General features: G+C 72.3%; 16 protein-coding genes and 1 other RNA gene. 15 read left to right on the forward strand and 2 right to left on the reverse strand.

Annotated elements, in window-relative coordinates; all coding sequences use genetic code 11:
* Nucleotides 1-3 precede the first annotated feature (3 nt).
* The 5 genes from ftsX to AB0G79_RS05825 all read left to right on the forward strand — a co-directional run bounded on the left by ftsX (nt 4) and on the right by AB0G79_RS05825 (nt 4,450).
* Nucleotides 4-921, forward strand: a complete 918-nt coding sequence (ftsX, locus tag AB0G79_RS05805) for a permease-like cell division protein FtsX (protein ID WP_360800703.1) — start codon at nt 4-6, stop codon at nt 919-921.
* Between the two features lie 138 nt (nt 922-1,059).
* Nucleotides 1,060-2,154 (forward strand): S41 family peptidase, encoded by a 1,095-nt coding sequence (locus tag AB0G79_RS05810; RefSeq protein WP_360800706.1) that lies wholly within the window; start codon nt 1,060-1,062, stop codon nt 2,152-2,154.
* Between the two features lie 18 nt (nt 2,155-2,172).
* On the forward strand, nt 2,173-2,721 hold the full coding sequence (gene smpB / locus AB0G79_RS05815; protein ID WP_360800709.1) for an SsrA-binding protein SmpB: 549 nt from the start codon (nt 2,173-2,175) through the stop codon (nt 2,719-2,721).
* Nucleotides 2,722-2,810: 89 nt separating this feature from the next.
* Nucleotides 2,811-3,204: a transfer-messenger RNA gene (ssrA, locus tag AB0G79_RS05820) on the forward strand.
* Nucleotides 3,205-3,358: 154 nt separating this feature from the next.
* Nucleotides 3,359-4,450, forward strand: a complete 1,092-nt coding sequence (locus AB0G79_RS05825) for a hypothetical protein (RefSeq protein ID WP_360800712.1) — start codon at nt 3,359-3,361, stop codon at nt 4,448-4,450.
* Nucleotides 4,451-4,482: 32 nt separating this feature from the next.
* Here the strand turns inward: AB0G79_RS05825 and AB0G79_RS05830 are convergent, their stop codons facing one another.
* Nucleotides 4,483-5,742 (reverse strand): MFS transporter, encoded by a 1,260-nt coding sequence (locus tag AB0G79_RS05830; RefSeq protein ID WP_360800715.1) that lies wholly within the window; start codon nt 5,740-5,742, stop codon nt 4,483-4,485.
* A gap of 83 nt (nt 5,743-5,825) precedes the next feature.
* Between AB0G79_RS05830 and AB0G79_RS05835 the strand changes: the two genes are divergently transcribed.
* The 7 genes from AB0G79_RS05835 to AB0G79_RS05865 all read left to right on the forward strand — a co-directional run bounded on the left by AB0G79_RS05835 (nt 5,826) and on the right by AB0G79_RS05865 (nt 15,113).
* Nucleotides 5,826-6,797: a LysR family transcriptional regulator gene (locus AB0G79_RS05835; RefSeq protein WP_360800718.1), complete on the forward strand. Its 972-nt coding sequence runs from the start codon at nt 5,826-5,828 to the stop codon at nt 6,795-6,797.
* Nucleotides 6,798-6,927: 130 nt separating this feature from the next.
* The gene (locus AB0G79_RS05840; protein ID WP_360800721.1) at nt 6,928-8,283 is read left to right on the forward strand and encodes a nitrate/nitrite transporter; all 1,356 of its coding nucleotides are present in this window, start codon (nt 6,928-6,930) and stop codon (nt 8,281-8,283) included.
* A gap of 93 nt (nt 8,284-8,376) precedes the next feature.
* Nucleotides 8,377-9,525, forward strand: a complete 1,149-nt coding sequence (locus AB0G79_RS05845; RefSeq protein ID WP_360800724.1) for a uroporphyrinogen-III synthase — start codon at nt 8,377-8,379, stop codon at nt 9,523-9,525.
* A 103-nt stretch (nt 9,526-9,628) separates the two neighbouring features.
* The gene (locus AB0G79_RS05850) at nt 9,629-10,261 is read left to right on the forward strand and encodes a GNAT family protein (RefSeq protein ID WP_360800726.1); all 633 of its coding nucleotides are present in this window, start codon (nt 9,629-9,631) and stop codon (nt 10,259-10,261) included.
* 63 nt (nt 10,262-10,324) lie between these two features.
* Complete coding sequence (locus tag AB0G79_RS05855; RefSeq protein ID WP_360800729.1) at nt 10,325-12,658, forward strand: UvrD-helicase domain-containing protein; 2,334 nt, start codon at nt 10,325-10,327, stop codon at nt 12,656-12,658.
* 444 nt (nt 12,659-13,102) lie between these two features.
* The gene (locus AB0G79_RS05860) at nt 13,103-14,509 is read left to right on the forward strand and encodes an NAD-dependent malic enzyme (protein WP_360800732.1); all 1,407 of its coding nucleotides are present in this window, start codon (nt 13,103-13,105) and stop codon (nt 14,507-14,509) included.
* 322 nt (nt 14,510-14,831) lie between these two features.
* Entirely contained in the window at nt 14,832-15,113 is a 282-nt protein-coding gene (locus tag AB0G79_RS05865) for an HU family DNA-binding protein (protein WP_360800735.1), read from the forward strand.
* A gap of 128 nt (nt 15,114-15,241) precedes the next feature.
* Here AB0G79_RS05865 and murA read toward each other — a convergent pair whose 3' ends face one another.
* Entirely contained in the window at nt 15,242-16,588 is a 1,347-nt protein-coding gene (murA, locus tag AB0G79_RS05870; RefSeq protein WP_360800738.1) for a UDP-N-acetylglucosamine 1-carboxyvinyltransferase, read from the reverse strand.
* Between the two features lie 286 nt (nt 16,589-16,874).
* On the opposite strand from murA, the gene AB0G79_RS05875 reads away from it, so the two are divergent.
* The 3 genes from AB0G79_RS05875 to AB0G79_RS05885 all read left to right on the forward strand — a co-directional run bounded on the left by AB0G79_RS05875 (nt 16,875) and on the right by AB0G79_RS05885 (nt 19,701).
* A complete protein-coding gene (locus AB0G79_RS05875) occupies nt 16,875-17,435 on the forward strand; it encodes a YqgE/AlgH family protein (protein ID WP_360800741.1) in 561 nt (186 codons plus the stop codon).
* A 167-nt stretch (nt 17,436-17,602) separates the two neighbouring features.
* Nucleotides 17,603-17,893, forward strand: coding sequence for a DUF3039 domain-containing protein (locus AB0G79_RS05880; protein WP_318106551.1), 291 nt, complete (start codon nt 17,603-17,605; stop codon nt 17,891-17,893).
* Between the two features lie 164 nt (nt 17,894-18,057).
* The gene (locus tag AB0G79_RS05885; protein WP_360800745.1) at nt 18,058-19,701 is read left to right on the forward strand and encodes a beta-N-acetylhexosaminidase; all 1,644 of its coding nucleotides are present in this window, start codon (nt 18,058-18,060) and stop codon (nt 19,699-19,701) included.
* Nucleotide 19,702: the final 1 nt, after the last annotated feature.

Raw genomic sequence — 19,702 nt, forward strand, 5'->3', positions numbered from 1 at the left:
CCCATGCGCGCTCAGTTCGTGCTTTCCGAGATCGGCGTCGGTCTCCGGCGCAACCTGACGATGACCTTCGCCGTCGTCATCTCCGTGGCCCTTTCGCTCGCCCTGTTCGGCGGTGCGCTGCTCATGCGCGAGCAGGTCAGCACGATGAAGGACTACTGGTACGACAAGGTCAACGTCTCCATCTTCCTCTGCAACAAGACGGACGCGGCCACGGCGCCGAAGTGCGCCAAGGGCGCGGTCACGGCGCAGCAGAAGGACCAGATCAAGGCCGATCTGGAGAAGATGGACATCGTGGAGAACGTGCACCACGAGACTGCCGACGAGGCCTTCAAGCACTACAAGGAGCAGTACAGCGACACCGCCATCGCCTCCGTCATCACGCCGGACCAGATGCAGGAGTCGTTCCGGGTCAAGCTCAAGGACCCGGAGAAGTACAAGGTCGTGGCCACCGCCTTCGCCGGCCGTGACGGCGTCGAGTCGGTGCAGGACCAGCGGGGCATTCTGCAGAACCTCTTCGACCTGATGAACGGCATGAACATCGCGGCGCTCGGCGTCATGGGCCTGATGCTGGTCATCGCCCTGATGCTGATCGTCAACACCGTCCGCGTCTCGGCCTTCAGCCGCCGCCGCGAGACCGGCATCATGCGGCTCGTCGGCGCGTCCAGCTTCTACATCCAGATGCCCTTCATCATGGAGGCCGCCTTCGCGGGCCTCCTCGGCGGCGCCGTCGCCTGCGTGCTGCTGCTGGTCGGCCGGTACTTCCTCATCGACCACGGCATCGCGCTCGCCGAGAAGATGCAGCTGGTCCAGTTCATCGGCTGGGACGCCGTCCTCTCGGTCCTCCCGCTCGTCCTCGTGATCGGCCTTCTGATGCCGGCCGTGGCGGCCTTCATCGCGCTGCGCAAGTACCTGAAGGTGTGACAAGAGCCCACTGACGGCGGATGGCGTCGTGCGGTCAAAGGCCGTGCGGCGCCTTTTGCTTGTCCTAGAGTGGGCCGCGTGCCGGTCGGCGGTGAAGGGCTGTGTATCCGGCCCCGCGGAGTGCTCCGTGGGGCCGTTTTGACGTTGGTCTTCGCCGGGGTGCTCGCCACCGCCGCCGCCACCGGGGTGCTGCCCCGGGAGGAGAGTGCGGGGGCCGCGGCGGAGGGCGCGGGTGGGGACCGGGCCGCGGTGCGGCGGGTCGCCGCGGCGGCCATCGCCGACGGGAAGTCGGGGACCGAGGCGGCCGAGGAGTTCGTGAGCCGGAGCGGTGACCGGTGGAGCGCGGTGTACGACAAGCGGGAGTACGCGGCCTTCGAGCGGTCCCTCGACGGGGCCTACACGGGGGTCGGGCTCTCGGCCGGGCGGTCCGGTGCCGACGGTGTGCGGGTGACGCGGGTCCAGGACGGAGGGCCGGCGGACCGGGCCGGGCTGCGGGTCGGGGACCGGATCGTGGCGGTCGACGGGCGCGAGGTCGACGGGCTGTCCGTGTCCGAGGTCGTGTCGCTGCTGCGGGGGGACGGGGAGCCCGGGACGCCGGTGGAGCTCCGCGTCGGGCGCGGGCGGGACGTGTGGGACGAGACCCTGCGGCGGGCGCGGCTGGAGACGGACCCCGTCACCGTGCGACGGCTCGACGGCGGGGCCGTGCTGATCAAGGTGACCGCCTTCACGACGGGCTCGGGGGCTCGCGTCCGGGACGCCGTACGGGCCGCCCCCGCCGGCGCGGGGGTCCTCCTCGACCTGCGGGGCAACGCGGGGGGCCTCGTCTCGGAGGCCGCCGTCGCCGCCTCGGCGTTCCTGGACGGCGGGCTCGTCGCCACGTACGACGTCGAGGGCGAGCAGCGGGCCGTGTACGCGGAGGGGGGCGGGGACACGGGGAGGCCCCTGGTCGCGCTGGTCGACGGGGGCACCATGAGCGCCGCCGAGCTGCTCACCGGCGCCCTCCAGGACCGGGGCCGGGCGGTGACCGTCGGTTCGCGGACCTTCGGCAAGGGCTCGGTGCAGATGCCGAGCGAGCTGCCGGACGGCTCCGTCGCCGAGCTGACCGTCGGCCACTACCGCACTCCGGAGGGCCACGCGGTCGACGGCCGGGGCATCACCCCGGACGTGGTCGCCGCGGACCGGGCCGAGGAGCGGGCGAGAACGGTATTGAGTGGCCTCGGAGGGGGCTCCTAGTGCGAAAATGACCGCACTATGGCCAAGGGACTCGTGAACGTGCAGGGCAAGCCTGCCAAGAAGACAGCGGACAAGGCGCCGGAGCGCAAGCTCATCGCGCAGAACAAGAAGGCGCGGCACGACTACCACATCATCGACACCTACGAGTGCGGTGTGGTGCTCATGGGCACCGAGGTGAAGTCGCTGCGCATGGGGCGGGCCTCGCTGGTCGACGGCTTCGTCCAGATCGACAACCACGAGGCGTGGCTGCACAACATCCACGTCCCGGAGTACATGCAGGGCAGCTGGACCAACCACCACGCCAAGCGGAAGCGCAAGCTGCTGCTCCACCGCGCCGAGATCGACAAGCTGGAGTCGAAGGCCTCGGAGACGGGTCACACGATCGTGCCCCTCGCGCTGTACTTCCTGAACGGCCGGGTGAAGTGCGAGATCGCGCTCGCCAAGGGCAAGAAGGAGTACGACAAGCGGCAGACCCTGCGGGAGAAGCAGGACACGCGCGAGACCGCGAAGGCGATCGCGGCGGCGAAGCGGCGGCAGCGGGCGGCCCAGGCGGCGGCGCGCGGCTGACGCGGTTTATTCGCTGGCAACCGCACCCGTCGGTCACGTACGATGGGTCACGCACCCCACAGAGGGTGCGCGCTTTGAAAACACAACATGGGGATGATCGGTTTCGACAGCGGATGTCGAAGCAGTGGGAAGCGTGTCGAGGAAGCGGCAATGATCTCGTAAACCATATGTCGCAACCAATAATCGCCAACACCAAGAGCGATAACTCCCGCTTCGCCCTCGCTGCCTAATTTTAGGTAACGAACAGAAGCCTCTGTGAGGAGCGTCAGCCCGGGGGTGGTCCCGACCCGGATCCTGGCGTCATTCAGGGATCTAAACCTCCAGCCCCGGTCACGGGGGTTGGAGGGAAATCAAACAGTGGCTGAGCCCGTTCCGGACTTGTCTGGGTGATCCGGAGGGCTGAGAAACTCGTACCAGACTGCACACGGAGAAGCCCTGATTCCGCACCGTTGGACGCGGGTTCGATTCCCGCCATCTCCACTCATCCCATGTGGGCACAGGCCCGGTGGTCGCGCGAGCGACTGCCGGGCCTTTGTCATGCTCTCCGGTCGGGGCGTCCCGCCCCCTTGTGGGCTTGGTCTGTACCTGACACTCTTCGGTCGCCGCCCCCCACGCCACGGCTTTCCCGGAGGTACGTATGCGCCGCAGAGCCCTCGCGGTCCTGTTCATGCTCCTCGCCCTCGTCGTCCCCGCCACCGCGCTCCCCGCCGGCGCCGGCGCCGCGGCCCCCGCGCCCGTGCAGATCTACGGCACCTGGCACTGCGGCGACGACTACTGCACCTGGGGCACCGTCCGCGACATCGCCGAGTTCGACGCCAAGAACCACTGGATCATCGACCGGGGCGACGGCCGGCCCTCCGTCAACCTCGTCGTCCTCAGCTTCGTCGAGCCGCTCAAGCTGCTGCGCCGCACCAACGACGCCACCACCGCCAACGGCGTGCCCGTCGGCATGAACCGGGACGTCGTCCAGTACTTCACCTCGCGCGGGATCCGCGTGATGCTCTCCATCGGCGGCATCACCTACACCGACGAGTGGGACGCGGCCCTTGCCGAGAACGCCACCCAGCTCGGCCTGAACGCCGCCGCCGTCGCCGCCGACCTCGGCGTCGGCATCGAGATCGACTACGAGCAGAACACCGACCCGAACCTCGCCGGGCTCCAGGCCTTCATCGACGCCTACCGCTCCGTCCACGCCTACGACGCCTCCGGTGCGAAGCCGGCCGCGCGCCTCACCATCGACACCGCCGCGGGTGACCGCTGGCTCATCGACATCAACCGCAAGGCCACCGCCGACTGGCTCCGCACCGACCGGCCCGTCCTCGACTACGCCAACGCGATGGTGACCGCGCGGCCCGCCTCGGCGAGCTCCCACATCGCCAACTGGCAGGAGCACATCGACGGCAAGTCGCAGTTCGCTCCGCCGGTGCTCCCGCTGGCCCCCGCCAAGTTCACGGCCGGGCTCTACCTCGCGTACGGGCGCAGCCCCCTGCCCGAGTGCACCGACTTCGCGAACTCGCTCCAGAAGGCCACGGGCGACTGGGTGCGCAACGCGGCCCCGAACGGGGCCGGGACCACGGCCGGGCTCCTCGGCTACATGTTCTGGGCGGCCGAGAAGCCGTCGACCCGCGGCCTCGGCACCCAGGAGCCGAACGGCTGCGCGGGCGGCGCGGGCGCGGGCGCGACCGCGTACGGCGTCCAGGTGCCGATGCCGGCCCTCCGCCAGAGCTAGGGCCTGTCCGGCGGATCAGGGTCGGACAGACCCTAGAGCGGGTCCGGTGCGCGGCGGCCGACGCCGGTCGCCGCGCACAGGGTCAGCGCCACGGCCGCCGCCGTGACCGGGACGAGGAAGCCGAAGGCCGGGAAGGGCGCGTGGTCGGCGGACCAGCCGCCGGTGGCCGAGCCCACCGCGATCCCGGCGAGCAGCGCGGTCACCGCGAGGGTCATGCCCTCGTTGAGCTGGGCCGGGGGCGTCAGGCGCTGGACCAGGCCCATGCCGGTGACCATCGTCGGGGCCGTCGCCATCCCGGCGACGAGCAGCCCGGCGGCGAGGGCGAGGAGCGAACCGGTGGTGGCCGCGAGCAGCGGCATCGCCATCGTGACGGTCATCGCCGCCAGGCAGGTACGGAGTCCGAAGGCGCGGCGGGCACGGCCGTAGAGCAGGCCGGCCGCGCAGGAGCCCGCCGCCTGGAGGGCGAGGACGGGACCGGCGACGGGGCCGTCCACGAAGGCCAGGGCGACCACCTCCATCGAGCCGAAGATCGCGCCGGTGGCGAGGAAGACCGCGAGCAGCGGCACCATGCCGCGGGCGCGCAGCGGGGAGCCCGCGGCGGTGCGCGGCGAGACCGGCGGCTCGGTGGAGCGCTGGGCGGTGAAGAGCAGCGCCCCGGCGAGGAAGAGGGTGGCGGCGAGGAGCGTGCCCGCCTCGGGGAAGAGCGCCGCGCAGACCAGGGCGGCGAGCACCGGGCCGAGCATGAAGCAGAGCTCGTCGACGGCCTGCTCGAAGGCGTTCGCGGTGTGCAGCGCGTCCGGGTCGTCCCGCAGGAGGTGCGCCCAGCGGGCCCGGGACATGCCGCCCATGTTCGGCTGGGTGGCGGTGAGCGCGCAGGTCAGGAGGAGCGCCCAGGCCGGAGCCTTCTGGTGGACGCAGAGCAGCAGGACCAGCTGGCCGAGCGCGGCGTACGCGGCGGCCGGTACGGCCACGCGGGACTGCCCGTACCGGTCGACGCAGCGGGCGATCCAGGGGGCGGTGACCGCTCCGGCGGCCATGCCGGTGGCGGTGACGGCGCCGGCGAGGGCGTAGGAGTCGTACCGGCCCGAGATCATGACCACGGCGCTGATGCCGAACATGCCGGTGGGGAGGCGGGCGACGATGTTGCCCGCGGTGAAGGCGCGGGTGCCGGGGACGCTGAAGAGGCGGAGGTAGGGGCTGCGGGGGGTCTTCCGGGGGAGCGGGCTGCGGTCGGTGTAGCGCGGGGCGAGGGCCGGGCCCGCCGGGGTGAGGGTGAGGTCGGCTTGCGGCATGGACCAAGGTTCGCGGGGGAGCCGGGCACCGGTCCAACACCTGATCGGTCGCCATTCACGCATCTGTGTTGTTAGATGGCGCGGTGATCTCCCCGGCTCCCGCTCCCCGTGACACCGACCCCCGTCTCCTGCGCGCCTTCGTCGCCGTCGCCGAGGAGCTCCACTTCACCCGCGCCGCCGCCCGGCTGTACGTCGCGCAGCAGGCCCTGAGCCGTGACATCCGGCGCCTGGAGAGGGAGTTGGGCGCGGAGTTCTTCGTGCGGACCACCCGGCAGGTCGCGCTCACCCCGGACGGCGAGCGCCTCCTCCCGTACGCCCGGCGGGTGTTGGCCGCCCACCAGGAGCTCGCCGACGCCTTCCGGGCCGCGCCCTGGCCCCTGCTCGTCGACCTCAACACCCCCGGCCTCGCCCACGAGCGCGTCCTGCGCCGGGCCCGCGAACTCGCCCCCGACCAGGAGCTGATGAGCCGGTACGAGAGCGGACTCACCGGCGCCGCGCGCGAGATCCTCGCCGGCCGCATCGACGCCTCCTTCGGGCGGTACGGAGGGCTCGCCCCCGCGCTCAGGGCGCGGCTCGACAGCGTGCTCGTGCGGTACGAGCGGATGGCCGTGCTCCTCCCCGAGGACCACGAGCACGCCGGCCTGCCCGAGGTGCCGCTCGCCGCGCTCGCCGGGGAGCAGGTCTACGCGGGCGCGGGCAACGACCTCACCCTGGAGTGGACCGACCTCGCCGCCCGGCTCTTCGCGGGGCGCGGGATCGAGGTCGCCACGTCCTGGCCGGTGGCGATCGGCCACGAGGAGTTCCAGCGGATCATGGCGAAGCACCGCAACCCGGTGCTCGTCGTGGTCGGCTTCCCGCCGACACCGGGCTGCGTCCAGCGGCCGCTCGTCGACCCCGTACCCCTGTCACCCGTGAGCCTGGTGTGGCGCAAGGGCCGTCACCACCCCGGTCTCGACGCCCTGCGGACCGCCGCCGCGGAGATCGGGACGCGGGAGGGCTGGCTGGAACGCCCGCCGGGTTCGTGGCTGCCGGAGGGGGAGCCGGGGGTGGCGTGACCGGCGCTCACAGGCTTCGCGCGCGCCGGGTGAGAGCAAGGTTCCGTCGCCGTCACCTCGCGGCACCGGCCTGAAACGCGGCCTCCCTAGCGTCGGTCGGGTCAGGGTTCCGACTGCGTGGAGGTGCGTGATGGCTGGCCGCTGGATCGAACGGTGGGAACCGGAGGACGAGACGTTCTGGCGCGAGACGGGGGAGCGGATCGCCCGCAGGAACCTCCTCTTCTCCGTCTTCTCCGAGCACATCGGCTTCTCCGTCTGGAGCCTGTGGTCGGTCATGGTCCTCTTCATGGGACCGCAGTACGGGATCGACCCCGCCGGGAAGTTCTTCCTGATCGCGACCGCCACCCTCGTCGGCGCGCTCATCCGCGTCCCGTACACCTTCGCCGTCGCCCGCTACGGCGGCCGGAACTGGACGGTCTTCAGCGCCCTGCTGCTCCTGCTGCCCGCCGGGTTCGCCTTCGTGGTGATGGAGCCGGGGACCTCGTACACGACCTTCGTCCTCGTCGCCGCCCTCACCGGCGTCGGCGGCGGCAACTTCGCCTCCTCCATGACCAACATCAACGCCTTCTTCCCGCTGCGGAAGAAGGGCTGGGCGCTCGGCCTCAACGCGGGCGGCGGCAACATCGGCGTCCCCGTCGTGCAGCTCGTCGGCCTGCTCGTCATCGGCACCGCCGGGGCGATGCACCCCCGGATCGTGCTCGGCGTCTACCTGCCGCTGATCGTCGTCGCCGCCGTGTGCTCCGCGCTCTTCATGGACAACCTCGCCCCCGTCAGGAACGACACCGGCGCGGTCAAGCAGGCCGTGCGTGCCCGGCACACCTGGATCATGGCCTTCCTCTACATCGGCACCTTCGGCTCCTTCATCGGCTACAGCTTCGCCTTCGGCCTCGTCCTCCAGACGCAGTTCGGCCGCACCCCGCTCCAGGCCGCCTCGCTCACCTTCATCGGCCCGCTCCTCGGCTCCCTCATCAGGCCCGTCGGCGGCTCCCTCGCCGACCGGCACGGCGGCGCCCGCATCACCCTCGCGACCTTCGTCGCGATGGCCGCCGCGACCGGCGTCGTCATCTACGCCTCCGTCGTCGAGTCGCTCACCGTCTTCCTCGTCGGCTTCATCGGACTCTTCGTCCTCAGCGGCCTCGGCAACGGCTCCACGTACAAGATGATCCCGGCGATCTTCCTCGCCCAGGGCCACCGCAAGGGGCTGTCGGGCGAGGCGGCCGAGGCGTACGGCCGACGGCTCTCCGGCGCCTCCATGGGGCTCATCGGTGCCATCGGCGCGATCGGCGGCCTCGGCATCAACCTCGCCTTCCGCCAGTCCTTCCAGACCGCCGGCACCGGCACCGGCGCGTTCGTCGCCTTCCTCGCCTTCTACGCGGCCTGCATCCTCGTCACCTGGGCGGTATACCTTCGCCGGCCGACCGCCGTGCCGGAGACCGCGGCCGCCGTCACGGAGGCGGAGCCCCGCACCGGATACGCGAAGGTCTGACCCGCGGTGGCCGGCACGGACCGCGTGGACCGTAACGATCAGGAAATACGGGCGAACCTCATCCGTCACGCGTCCGCGTCAGGCTCAGGCCTCATGGACGAGCAAGAACACGGCGCCCCCGTCGGCCCCCTCGCCGGCTTCACGGTCGGCGTCACGGCGGCGCGGCGCGCAGACGAACTCATCGCGCTGCTGCGGCGGCGCGGCGCGGCCGTCGTCCACGGGCCCGCACTGCGGATCGTGCCGCTCGCGGACGACACCGAACTCCTCGCCGCGACCAAGGAACTCATCGCGCACGCCCCGGACGTCGTCGTCGCCACGACGGCGATCGGATTCCGGGGGTGGGTCGAGGCGGCCGAGGGCTGGGGGTACGGGGAGGAGCTCCTCGGCGTCCTGCGGGGCGTCGAACTCCTCGCCCGGGGACCGAAGGTCAAGGGCGCGGTACGGGCCGCCGGTCTCACCGAGACCTGGTCGCCGTCCTCCGAGTCCATGGCCGAGGTCCTCGACCGGCTCCTCGCCGAGGGCGTCGAGGGGCGGCGCATCGCCATCCAGCTGCACGGGGAGCCGCTGCCCGGCTTCGTCGAGACGCTGGAGGCGGGCGGCGCGGAGGTCGTCGGCGTGCCCGTCTACCGGTGGATGCCGCCCGAGGACCTCGCCCCGCTCGACCGGCTGCTCGACGCGGTGCTCGCGCGGAGCGTGGACGCCGTGACGTTCACCAGCGCGCCGGCGGCGGCCTCGCTGTTCGTCCGGGCGGAGGACCGGGGGGTACGGGACAGGCTCGTCGAGGCGCTGCGGCACGACGTGCTCGCCGTGTGCGTGGGGCCCGTGACCGCGCTGCCGCTCCAGGCGGAGGGCATCGACACCCACCAGCCGGAGCGGTTCCGGCTCGGGCCGCTCGTCCAGCTGCTCTGCACCGAACTGCCCTCCCGGGCACGGGTCCTGCCCGTGGCGGGGCACCGGGTCGAGGTCCGCGGGCACGCGGTCCTCGTCGACGGGGTCCTCCGCCCGGTCCCGCCCGCCGGGATGGCCCTCCTGGGCCTCCTGGCCCGCCGCCCCGGCTGGGTCGTCTCCCGGGCCGACCTCCTGCGCGCCCTGCCCGGCGCGGGCCGCGACGAGCACGCCGTCGAGACGGCGATGGCCCGCCTGCGGACGGCCCTCGGGACGCCGAAGCTGATCCAGACCGTGGTGAAGCGGGGCTACCGGCTGGCGCTCGACCCGGCGGCGGACGCCAAGTACGACGGATAGCGGCACGGGCCGGGGCGGGAGGCGGGGCACGGGCCGGGGCACTGGCAGGGGCACTGGCCCGGGCAGGCGGCGGGGCGCGGCCCCCGGTCCGTACCGTACGGGGATGACCGCCGACGCCCGCCGTACCCCCGACGCCCGCCGTACCCCCGACGCCCTCCGTACCCCCGACGACTCCCGCACCGACGACGACCCCCGCACCGATAACGCCCCTCGCGTTGACGGCGTCCTCCGCATCCGGCCCGCCGAACCCGGTGACGCCGCCGCCCTCGCGCTCGCCCTCGACCGCAACCGCGCCCACATGGCCGCCACCGAGCCCTACCGCGACCCCGACCGGTACTACACCCCCGAGGGGCAGGCCGAGCGGCTGGCCGACGGCGGCGTGCGGTGGTTCGTGGTCGACGGGGAGCGGATCGTCGGGGCAGCGATCCTGTCCGGGATCGTGCTCGGGCCCTTCCGGAGCGGATCGCTCGGGTACTGGGTCGACGGGGAGTACGTGGGGAGGGGCATCGCCTCCTCGCTCGTCGAGCACGTCCTCCGCGCCTCGCGCGACGAACTCGGGCTGCACCGGGTCGAGGCGTCGACCCTGCTCGACAACGTCGCCTCGCAACGGGTCCTGGAGAAGAGCGGGTTCCGGCGGATCGGGACCGCGCCCGGATACCTGCACATCGCCGGTGCCTGGCGCGACCACCACCTCTTCCAGCGGCTGCTGCACGACGACCCGCCTCCGCGCGCCTGACACGGCACCCCCTCGTGCCGTACGCTCGACGGCTGCCCAGTGCACGTGAGAAGGGGGCCTTAGGTGGCCGCGCAGGAAGCCGTGGACACGGTCGTCGACCGTGAGATCGGTGTCGAGCAGGAACATCTCGATCAGGTCTACCGACGTCTCGAGGAGAAGATCCACGAGGCCGAGTTCCTGATGAACGACGCCGCCCAGAAGGGCCACGTCGGCACGCCCGGCGCGCTCGCCGAGCGCGACGCCCAGGTGTTCCGCGCCGGCATCCATCTCAACCGGCTCAACAACGAGTTCGAGGACTTCCTCTTCGGCCGGATCGACCTCCTCTACGGGAAGGACGGGAAGAAGGGACCCGACGGCGCGTACACGTCCGTCGAGCCCGCTGACGACGCCGTACGGGACGACAACACCGCCGAGATCGGCGAGACCCTCCACATCGGGCGGATCGGGGTCCTCGACTCCGACTACGCGCCCCTGGTGATCGACTGGCGGGCCCCCGCGGCCGCGCCCTTCTACCGGTCCACCCCCGTCGACCCGGGCCGGGTCGTCCGCCGCCGCGTCATCCGCTCCAAGGGCCGCCGCGTCCTCGGCGTCGAGGACGACCTCATGCGCCCCGAGCTGCGCGCCACCCTCGACGGGCACGAGCTGCCCGTCATCGGTGACGGCGCCCTCATGGCCGCGCTCGGCCAGGCCCGCAGCCACACCATGCGGGACATCGTCTCCAGCATCCAGGCCGAGCAGGACCTCGTCATCCGCGCGCCCGCCGCGTCGGTGACGTACGTCGAGGGCGGGCCGGGCACCGGCAAGACCGCCGTCGCCCTGCACCGGGCCGCCTACCTGCTCTACCAGGACCGGCGGCGCTACGCCGGCGGCATCCTCATCGTCTCCCCGACCCCGCTCCTCGTCTCGTACACCGAGGGCGTCCTGCCCTCCCTCGGCGAGGAGGGCCAGGTCGCCATCCGCGCCGTCGGCTCGCTCGTCGACGGCGCCGAGGCCACCGCGTACGACGACCCGGCCGTCGCCCGGATCAAGGGCTCCTCCCGGATGCTCGCCGTGCTCCGCAAGGCCGCCCGGGGCGCCCTGGAGACCCCCGCGCCCAAGGCGCACCAGCAGCCCGAGCTCGGCGAGGAGGAGGCCGCCCCGGCCGGGACGCCGACCCGGCTCCGGGTCGTCGCCTTCGGGCGCCGCCTGGAGCTGGAGGCCGACGAGCTCCGCCGCATCCGCCACAACGTCCTGGGCGGCACCGCGCCCGTCAACCTGCTCCGCCCCCGTGCCCGCCGCCTGCTCCTCGACGCGCTGTACGCCAGGTCCGGTTCCGCGGGGCGGCACAGCGACCCCGAGCTCGCCGCCGAGCTGCGCGCCTCCTTCGACGAGGACGTGTCGACCGAGGACGCCTTCCTCGGCTTCCTCGACGCCTGGTGGCCCGAGCTCACCCCCCGTCAGGTCCTCGACGCCATGGCCGACGAGCGGCGGCTCGGCCGCTGGGCGCGCCGGATCCTCAACCCGGGCGAGGTGCGGCGGCTGGCCCGCTCGCTGCGCCGCCCGGAGCTGTCCGTGCACGACGTGGCCCTCCTCGACGAGCTCCACACCCTGCTCGGCGCCCCGGCCCGGCCGCGCAAGAAGCGCGAGTACGACCCGCTGGACCAGCTGACGGGTCTGGAGGAGCTCATGCCCGTGCGCGAGGAGACGCAGCGCGAGCGGGCCGAGCGGCTCGCCGCCGAGCGGACCGAGTACGCGCACGTCATCGTCGACGAGGCCCAGGACCTGACGCCCATGCAGTGGCGGATGGTCGGCCGCCGCGGCCGGCACGCCACCTGGACGATCGTCGGCGACCCGGCCCAGTCCTCCTGGTCCGACCCGGACGAGGCCGCCGCCGCCCGCGACGAGGCCCTCGGCAGCCGTCCCCGCCGCCGCTTCGAGCTCACGGTGAACTACCGCAACCCCGCGGAGATCGCCGAGCTCGCCGCCAAGGTCCTCGCCCTCGCCATGCCCGGCAAGGAGTCGCCCCGCGCGGTCCGCTCGACGGGCGTCGAGCCCCGGTTCGTCACGGTCCCCGAGAAGGCGGATCTGGCCGAAACCGTACGTTTCGAGGCGCAGCGGCTGCTCACGGAGGTCGAGGGTACGGTCGGCGTCGTCGTCGCCATGAACCGGCGCGCGGAGGCCGCCCGCTGGCTCGCGGACCTCGGCGACCGGGTGGTGGCGCTCGGCTCCCTGGAGGCGAAGGGCCTGGAGTACGACGCCACGGTCGTCGTCTCGCCGGCCGAGATCGCCGACGAGTCCCCGGCCGGCCTGCGGGTCCTGTACGTGGCGCTGACGCGCTCCACGCAGGCCCTGACGGTCGTCTCGGGGGACCGGGACATGCCGGACGCGGACGGGGTGCCGGACCTGCTCAGGGACTGACCCTCCCGGGGTCCGGGCCGGCCCTCCCGGGGTCCGGGGGCGGCCCTCCCGGGGTCCGGCAGGGCTGACGGGGGCTGATTTCAGGTCAACCTGTGGCGCTGGAATCACCGGGCAGGGTGGTTTGTTAGCCTTGTCGTGGCACCGGCTCGATCCAAGCCCCCGGGCCCAACCTTCGTCCCTCAGAGGGACCACTTGCCGCGAGGCGAGCATGGCGGGTCGGTGCCACTTAGACGTACGTACGAAGTTGAGGCCTCAGTCACCTCCGGTGACGGGGGCCTCTTCTGTTTCCCCCACGTCTCTCGTATGGTGGAAACTACTTTCCGAAAACAAAATGACCGCATTACCTGCTACCGGCAGGTAGGTGCGACCATCGGAGGGCGCCGCCGGGGCAACCAGCCGGGGCGGCGTAGCAACGAAGCTCAGGGAAAGCAGAGGAACCCGGCCATGGCAACGGCGCCCAGCGTCTCGTACTCGATGACGGTCCGCCTTGAGGTACCCGCGAGCGGAACCGCGGTCTCCCAGCTCACGACGGCGGTGGAGTCCCACGGTGGATCCGTCACCGGCCTCGACGTGACCGCCTCCGGCCACGAGAAGCTCCGCATCGACGTCACCATCGCCGCGACCTCGACCGCGCACGCCGACGAGATCGTGCAGCAGCTGAAGACCATCGAGGGCGTCGTCCTCGGCAAGGTCTCGGACCGGACGTTCCTGATGCACCTCGGCGGCAAGATCGAGATGGCGGCCAAGCACCCCATCCGCAACCGTGACGACCTCTCGATGATCTACACCCCGGGCGTCGCCCGCGTGTGCATGGCCATCGCCGAGAACCCCGAGGACGCCCGCCGCCTCACCATCAAGCGCAACACCGTCGCCGTCGTCACCGACGGCTCCGCCGTCCTCGGCCTCGGCAACATCGGCCCGATGGCCGCCATGCCGGTCATGGAGGGCAAGGCGGCCCTCTTCAAGCGCTTCGCCGACATCGACGCCTGGCCGATCTGCCTCGACACCCAGGACACCGACGAGATCGTCTCGATCGTCAAGGCCATCGCCCCCGGCTTCGCGGGCATCAACCTGGAGGACATCTCCGCGCCGCGCTGCTTCGAGATCGAGGCCCGGCTCCGCGAGGCCCTCGACATCCCGGTCTTCCACGACGACCAGCACGGCACCGCCATCGTCGTCCTCGCCGCCCTCACCAACGCCCTCCGCGTCGTCGGCAAGGGCATCGGGGACGTCAAGGTCGTCATGTCCGGCGCCGGCGCCGCCGGCACGGCCATCCTCAAGCTCCTCATCGCGGCCGGCGTGAAGCACGCCGTCGTCGCCGACATCCAGGGCGTCGTCCACGCGGACCGCACCGACCTGGTGGACGCCCCGGCCGACTCCCCGCTGCGCTGGATCGCCGACAACACCAACCCGGAGGGCGTCACCGGCACCCTCAAGGAGGCCGTCGTCGACGCGGACGTCTTCATCGGCGTCTCGGCCCCGAACCTGCTCGGCGCGGAGGACGTCGCCGCGATGGCGGAGGGCGCGATCGTCTTCGCGCTCGCGAACCCCGACCCGGAGGTCGACCCGGCCGCCGCGCGCCAGACGGCCGCCGTCGTCGCCACGGGCCGCTCGGACTTTCCCAACCAGATCAACAACGTGCTGGTCTTCCCGGGCGTCTTCCGCGGTCTGCTCGACGCCCAGTCCCGCACCGTCAACACGGAGATGATGCTCGCGGCGGCCTCCGCCCTCGCCGACGTGGTCTCCGAGGACGAGCTCAACCCGAACTACATCATCCCGTCCGTCTTCAACGACAAGGTCGCCGGCGCGGTCGCCGGAGCGGTCCGGAACGCCGCCAAGGCGGCCCGCTGACATCTCACTGACGGCGCGTCGCGATTCGCGGAGCCGTAAACCCGCCTTTAGGGTGGCTTTTCGGCTCCGCGCCGAAAACACGGCGCCGACGGGACGTCACGACCCGCGTCCCCGGCGCTTTTCGTGTGACCCCAGGGGGTGCCGGATTGGCTTTCCCGCCGCTGGTGGGGGCAGGATGCGTGTTTGGGCGCGAGGGTCTGTCATTTGACCCGGGTCCGGGGACTGTCCGAGGGCCCTGGCAGCATCGGCTTCGCTGAACCCAATCGCGCGGCTTCCGCCGCGTGGCACGCCTCACAGGCAAGAAGAACACGGGAGTAACAACATGAACCGCAGTGAGCTGGTGGCCGCCCTGGCCGACCGCGCCGAGGTGACCCGCAAGGACGCCGACGCCGTGCTGGCCGCTCTCGCCGAGACCGTCGGTGAGGTCGTCGCCAAGGGTGACGAGAAGGTCACCATCCCCGGCTTCCTGACCTTCGAGCGCACCCTCCGTGCCGCTCGCACCGCTCGTAACCCGCAGACCGGCGACCCGATCAACATCCCGGCCGGCTACAGCGTGAAGGTCTCCGCGGGCTCGAAGCTCAAGGAAGCCGCCAAGGGCAAGTAAGGCAGCCTGTAGGCGCACGAAGGGCGGCCACCCTGTCAGGGGGTGGCCGCCCTTCTGTTCGCGTCCGTACGGCGCCTGCACGGCGTCGGTGCGGGCCGGTACGGGCCCCCGGAGGGGCCCCGTACCTCCTAGACCAGCGCGCTGCCCGGCAGCTCGACCTTCGCGCCGAGCTCGACGAGCTTCTCCATGAAGTTCTCGTAGCCGCGGTTGATCAGCTCGATGCCGTGGACCCGGGACGTGCCCTGGGCCGCCAGCGCCGCGATCAGGTACGAGAAGCCGCCGCGCAGGTCGGGGATGACCAGGTCGGCGCCCTGGAGCTTGGTCGGGCCCGAGACGACGGCCGAGTGGAGGAAGTTCCGCTGGCCGAAGCGGCAGTCGGAGCCGCCGAGGCACTCCTTGTAGAGCTGGATGTGCGCGCCCATCTGGTTGAGCGCGGAGGTGAAGCCGAGCCGGGACTCGTAGACCGTCTCGTGGACGATGGAGAGGCCGGAGGCCTGCGTCAGCGCCACGACCAGCGGCTGCTGCCAGTCGGTCTGGAAGCCGGGGTGCACGTCCGTCTCCAGGGCGATGGCGTTGAGCTCGCCGCCCGGGTGCCAGAAGCGGATGCCCTCGTCGTCGATCTCGAAGGCGCCACCCACCTTCCGGTAGGTGTTCAGGAAGGTCATCATCGAGCGCTGCTGGGCGCCGCGCACGTAGATGTTGCCCTCGGTGGCCAGCGCCGCCGACGCCCAGGAGGCCGCCTCGAGGCGGTCCGGGAGGGCGCGGTGGGTGTAGCCGTCGAGCTTGTCGACACCGGTGATCCGGATGGTCCGGTCGGTGTCCATGGAGATGATCGCGCCCATCTTCTGCAGCACGCAGATGAGGTCCTCGATCTCGGGCTCCACGGCCGCGTTCGACAGCTCCGTGATGCCCTCGGCCAGGACGGCCGTGAGCAGCACCTGCTCGGTCGAGCCGACCGAGGGGTACGGGAGGCGGATCTTGCAACCGCGAAGGCGCTGCGGGGCCTCCAGGTACTGGCCGTCCGCCCGCTTCTCGATCGTCGCGCCGAACTGGCGCAGGACGTCGAAGTGGAAGTCGATCGGCCGTCCGCCGATGTCGCAGCCGCCGAGGCCCGGGATGAAGGCGTGGCCGAGGCGGTGCAGCAGCGGGCCGCAGAAGAGGATCGGGATGCGGGACGAGCCGGCGTGCGCGTCGATGTCGGCGACGTTCGCCGACTCCACGTGCGTCGGGTCCAGGACGAGCTCACCGGGTTCCTCGCCCGGGCGGACCGTCACGCCGTGCAGCTGGAGCAGTCCGCGGACCACGCGGACGTCCCGGATGTCGGGCACGTTGCGCAGTCGGCTGGGACCGCTGCCGAGCAGGGCGGCGACCATCGCCTTGGGCACGAGGTTCTTCGCGCCCCGGACGCGGATCTCGCCCTCCAGCGGGGTTCCGCCGTGGACAAGCAGGACGTCTTGGCTGTCTGTGCCGGTCATGAATCTCGCGTTCCGGTCGGGTCGGTCGGGTGGCCAGAGAAAAGGGTAAGGGGCGGGCGGACCCCGATCGTGTGCCTTGGGGGGCCTGTCAGATGTAATGAATTCGGCACAACACGTTGAGTCGTCGTGACCTTGCGGAGCGTTACCCTCCGCTTCCTCGTCCCGCCTCCCCGGCGGGTGCCGTCTTCGCCCTCGTGAACTGCGACGGTTCACCGGCTTCCCCGGTTCCCGCCCGTTCACGCCCTCCGTCCCCCGCGAACGGCCGGGATGCGGGATCATGTGTCGCATGACCGAGGTGTCCTCGCTCACAGGACGGCTGCTCGTGGCCACCCCCGCGCTGGCGGACCCGAATTTCGACCGCGCGGTCGTCCTGCTGCTCGATCACGACGACGAGGGCTCGCTCGGCGTGGTCCTCAACCGGCCGACCCCCGTCACCGTCGGCGACGTCCTCGCGCCCTGGGCCGGGCTCGCCGGCGAGCCCGAGGTCGTCTTCCAGGGCGGCCCGGTCTCCCTCGACGCGGCCCTCGGCGTCGCCGTCATCCCCGGCGACGAGGGTCCCCTCGGCTGGCGGCGGGTGTACGGCGCGATCGGCCTCGTCGACCTGGAGACCCCGCCCGAGCTCCTCGGCCCCGCCCTCGGCTCGCTGCGGATCTTCGCCGGGTACGCCGGCTGGGGCCCCGGCCAGCTGGAGTCCGAGCTCGCCGACGGCGCCTGGTACGTCGTCGAGTCCGAGCCCGGCGACGTCTCCGCCCCGCACCCCGAGACCCTCTGGCGCCAGGTCCTGCGCCGCCAGCGCGGCGAGCTCGCGATGATCGCGACCTACCCGGACGACCCGTCCCTCAACTGAGCCGCCCGGGCCCGCGGGCCGGGCCGTACGAGGCCCGGCGACCGGGCCGTCCGAGCCTCAGCGACCGGGCCGTCCGAGCCCCGGCGACCGGGCCGTCCGAGCCTCAGCGGCCGGGCCGTCCGAGCCCCGCCGTCCCGGCCCCGCGGCTTTCAGTACCCTTGGCGGTTATGAGCACTCTCGAGCCCGAGCGCGGGGCAGGTACGGGAACCCTCGTGGAGCCGACTCCGCAGGTGTCCCACGGTGACGGCGACCACGAGCGCTACGCCCACTACGTCCAGAAGGACAAGATCATGGCGAGCGCCCTCGACGGGACCCCCGTCGTGGCGCTGTGCGGAAAGGTCTGGGTGCCGGGGCGCGACCCCAAGAAGTACCCGGTCTGTCCGATGTGCAAGGAGATCTACGAGTCCATGGGCGCCGGCGGCGGCGACAAGGACAAGGGCGGCAAGGACAAGAAGTAGGTCCTCGAGTCCCGGGGCGGCCCCCGTCGCGCGTGTTTCGGCACGCGCGACGGGGGCCGTTCCCTTTGCTTGCCGGAGGGGCGCAGGGGCCCCTAGGCTCACGGCTGTTGTGCCAGACGAAACGCGCGTTGCACAGGGTGCAACGCAGGCTCGGAGGACCGGCCATGGAGCCCCGCCACCCGCACGACCTCATCCCGGCACCCGCGCGCGTGGAGGGGCCGTGGCGCTGCGGGTTCCTCCTCGACCGCAAGACCGTCCTGGACGCCGCCCCCGGCACCGAGAGCACCGCCCGCTGGCTGCGCGCCGCGCTCGGCCCCGCCTTCGGCCTCCCGCTCCGGGACGCGCGCGCCGCGACCTCGGGGAACGTCGTACGGCTCCGCCTGGACGCGGCGCTCGCCCCGGAGGCGTACCGGCTGCACGTCCTCGTGGACCAGTCCGTCGAGATCACCGGCGGCGGCCCCGCCGGCGTCTTCTGGGGCGCCCAGACCCTCCGTCAGCTCCTCGGTCCCGACGCCTTCGGCACGGCGCCCGAGGCCGGCCGGAAACCGCCCGCCGCCCTCCTGACGCAGGCCGTCGAGGACGCCCCCCGCTTCGGCTGGCGCGGCCTCCTCCTCGACGTGGCCCGCCACTTCCTGCCCAAGGACGACGTCCTGCGGTACGTCGACCTCCTCGCCGCCCACAAGCTCAACGTCCTCCACCTCCACCTCACCGACGACCAGGGCTGGCGCGTCGAGATCAAGCGCCACCCGAGGCTCACCGAGGTCGGCGCCTGGCGGGCCCGTACCAAGCGGGGGCACCGGGCGTCGCCGCTGTGGACCGAGACCCCGCACGGCGGCTTCTACACCCACGACGACATCCGCGAGATCGTCGCCCACGCCGCCGAACGGCACGTCACCGTCGTCCCCGAGATCGACCTCCCCGGCCACGCCCAGGCCGCCATCGCCGCCTACCCCGAACTCGGCAACACCGACGTCGTCGACACCGCCTCCCTCACGGTCTGGGACACCTGGGGCGTCAACCCGAACGTCCTCGCCCCCACCGAGGCCGTCCTGCGCTTCTACGAGGACGTCTTCGAGGAGGTCCTCGACCTCTTCCCGTCCCCCTTCGTCCACGTCGGCGGCGACGAGTGCCCCAAGGACCAGTGGAAGGCCTCGCCGACCGCCCAGGCCCGCGTCCGGGAACTCGGCGTCGGCGACGAGGACGGCCTCCAGTCCTGGTTCATCCGCCACTTCGACCGCTGGCTCGCCGCCCGCGGCAGGCGGCTGATCGGCTGGGACGAGATCCTGGAGGGCGGACTCGCCGAGGGCGCCGCCGTCTCCTCCTGGCGCGGGTACGCGGGCGGGATCGCCGCCGCGGAGGCCGGCCACGACGTCGTCATGTGCCCCGAGCAGCACGTCTACCTGGACCACCGTCAGGCGCCCGGCGAGGACGAGCCGGTGCCCATCGGGTACGTCCGCACCCTGGAGGACGTCTACCGCTTCGAGCCCGTCCCGCCCGGCCTCACGCCCGGGGCCGCCGCCCACATCCTGGGAACCCAGGCCAACATCTGGACCGAGGTGACGGAGAGCCGGTCCCGCGTCGACTACCAGGTCTTCCCGCGCCTCGCCGCCTTCGCCGAGGTCGCCTGGTCCGCGCTCCCCGCGCCCGGGGCGCGCGACTACCCGGACTTCGAGCGCCGGATGGACACCCACTACCGGCGCCTCGACGCCCTCGGCGTCGACTACCGCCCGCCGACCGGGCCCCGCCCGTCGCAGCGGCGCCCGGGAGTGACCGGCCGTCCCCTGGAGGGCCCGCCCCCGAACGTGTGAG

Origin of the sequence: Streptomyces sp. NPDC020807, from assembly GCF_040641575.1 — a bacterium.
GTDB lineage: Bacteria > Actinomycetota > Actinomycetes > Streptomycetales > Streptomycetaceae > Streptomyces.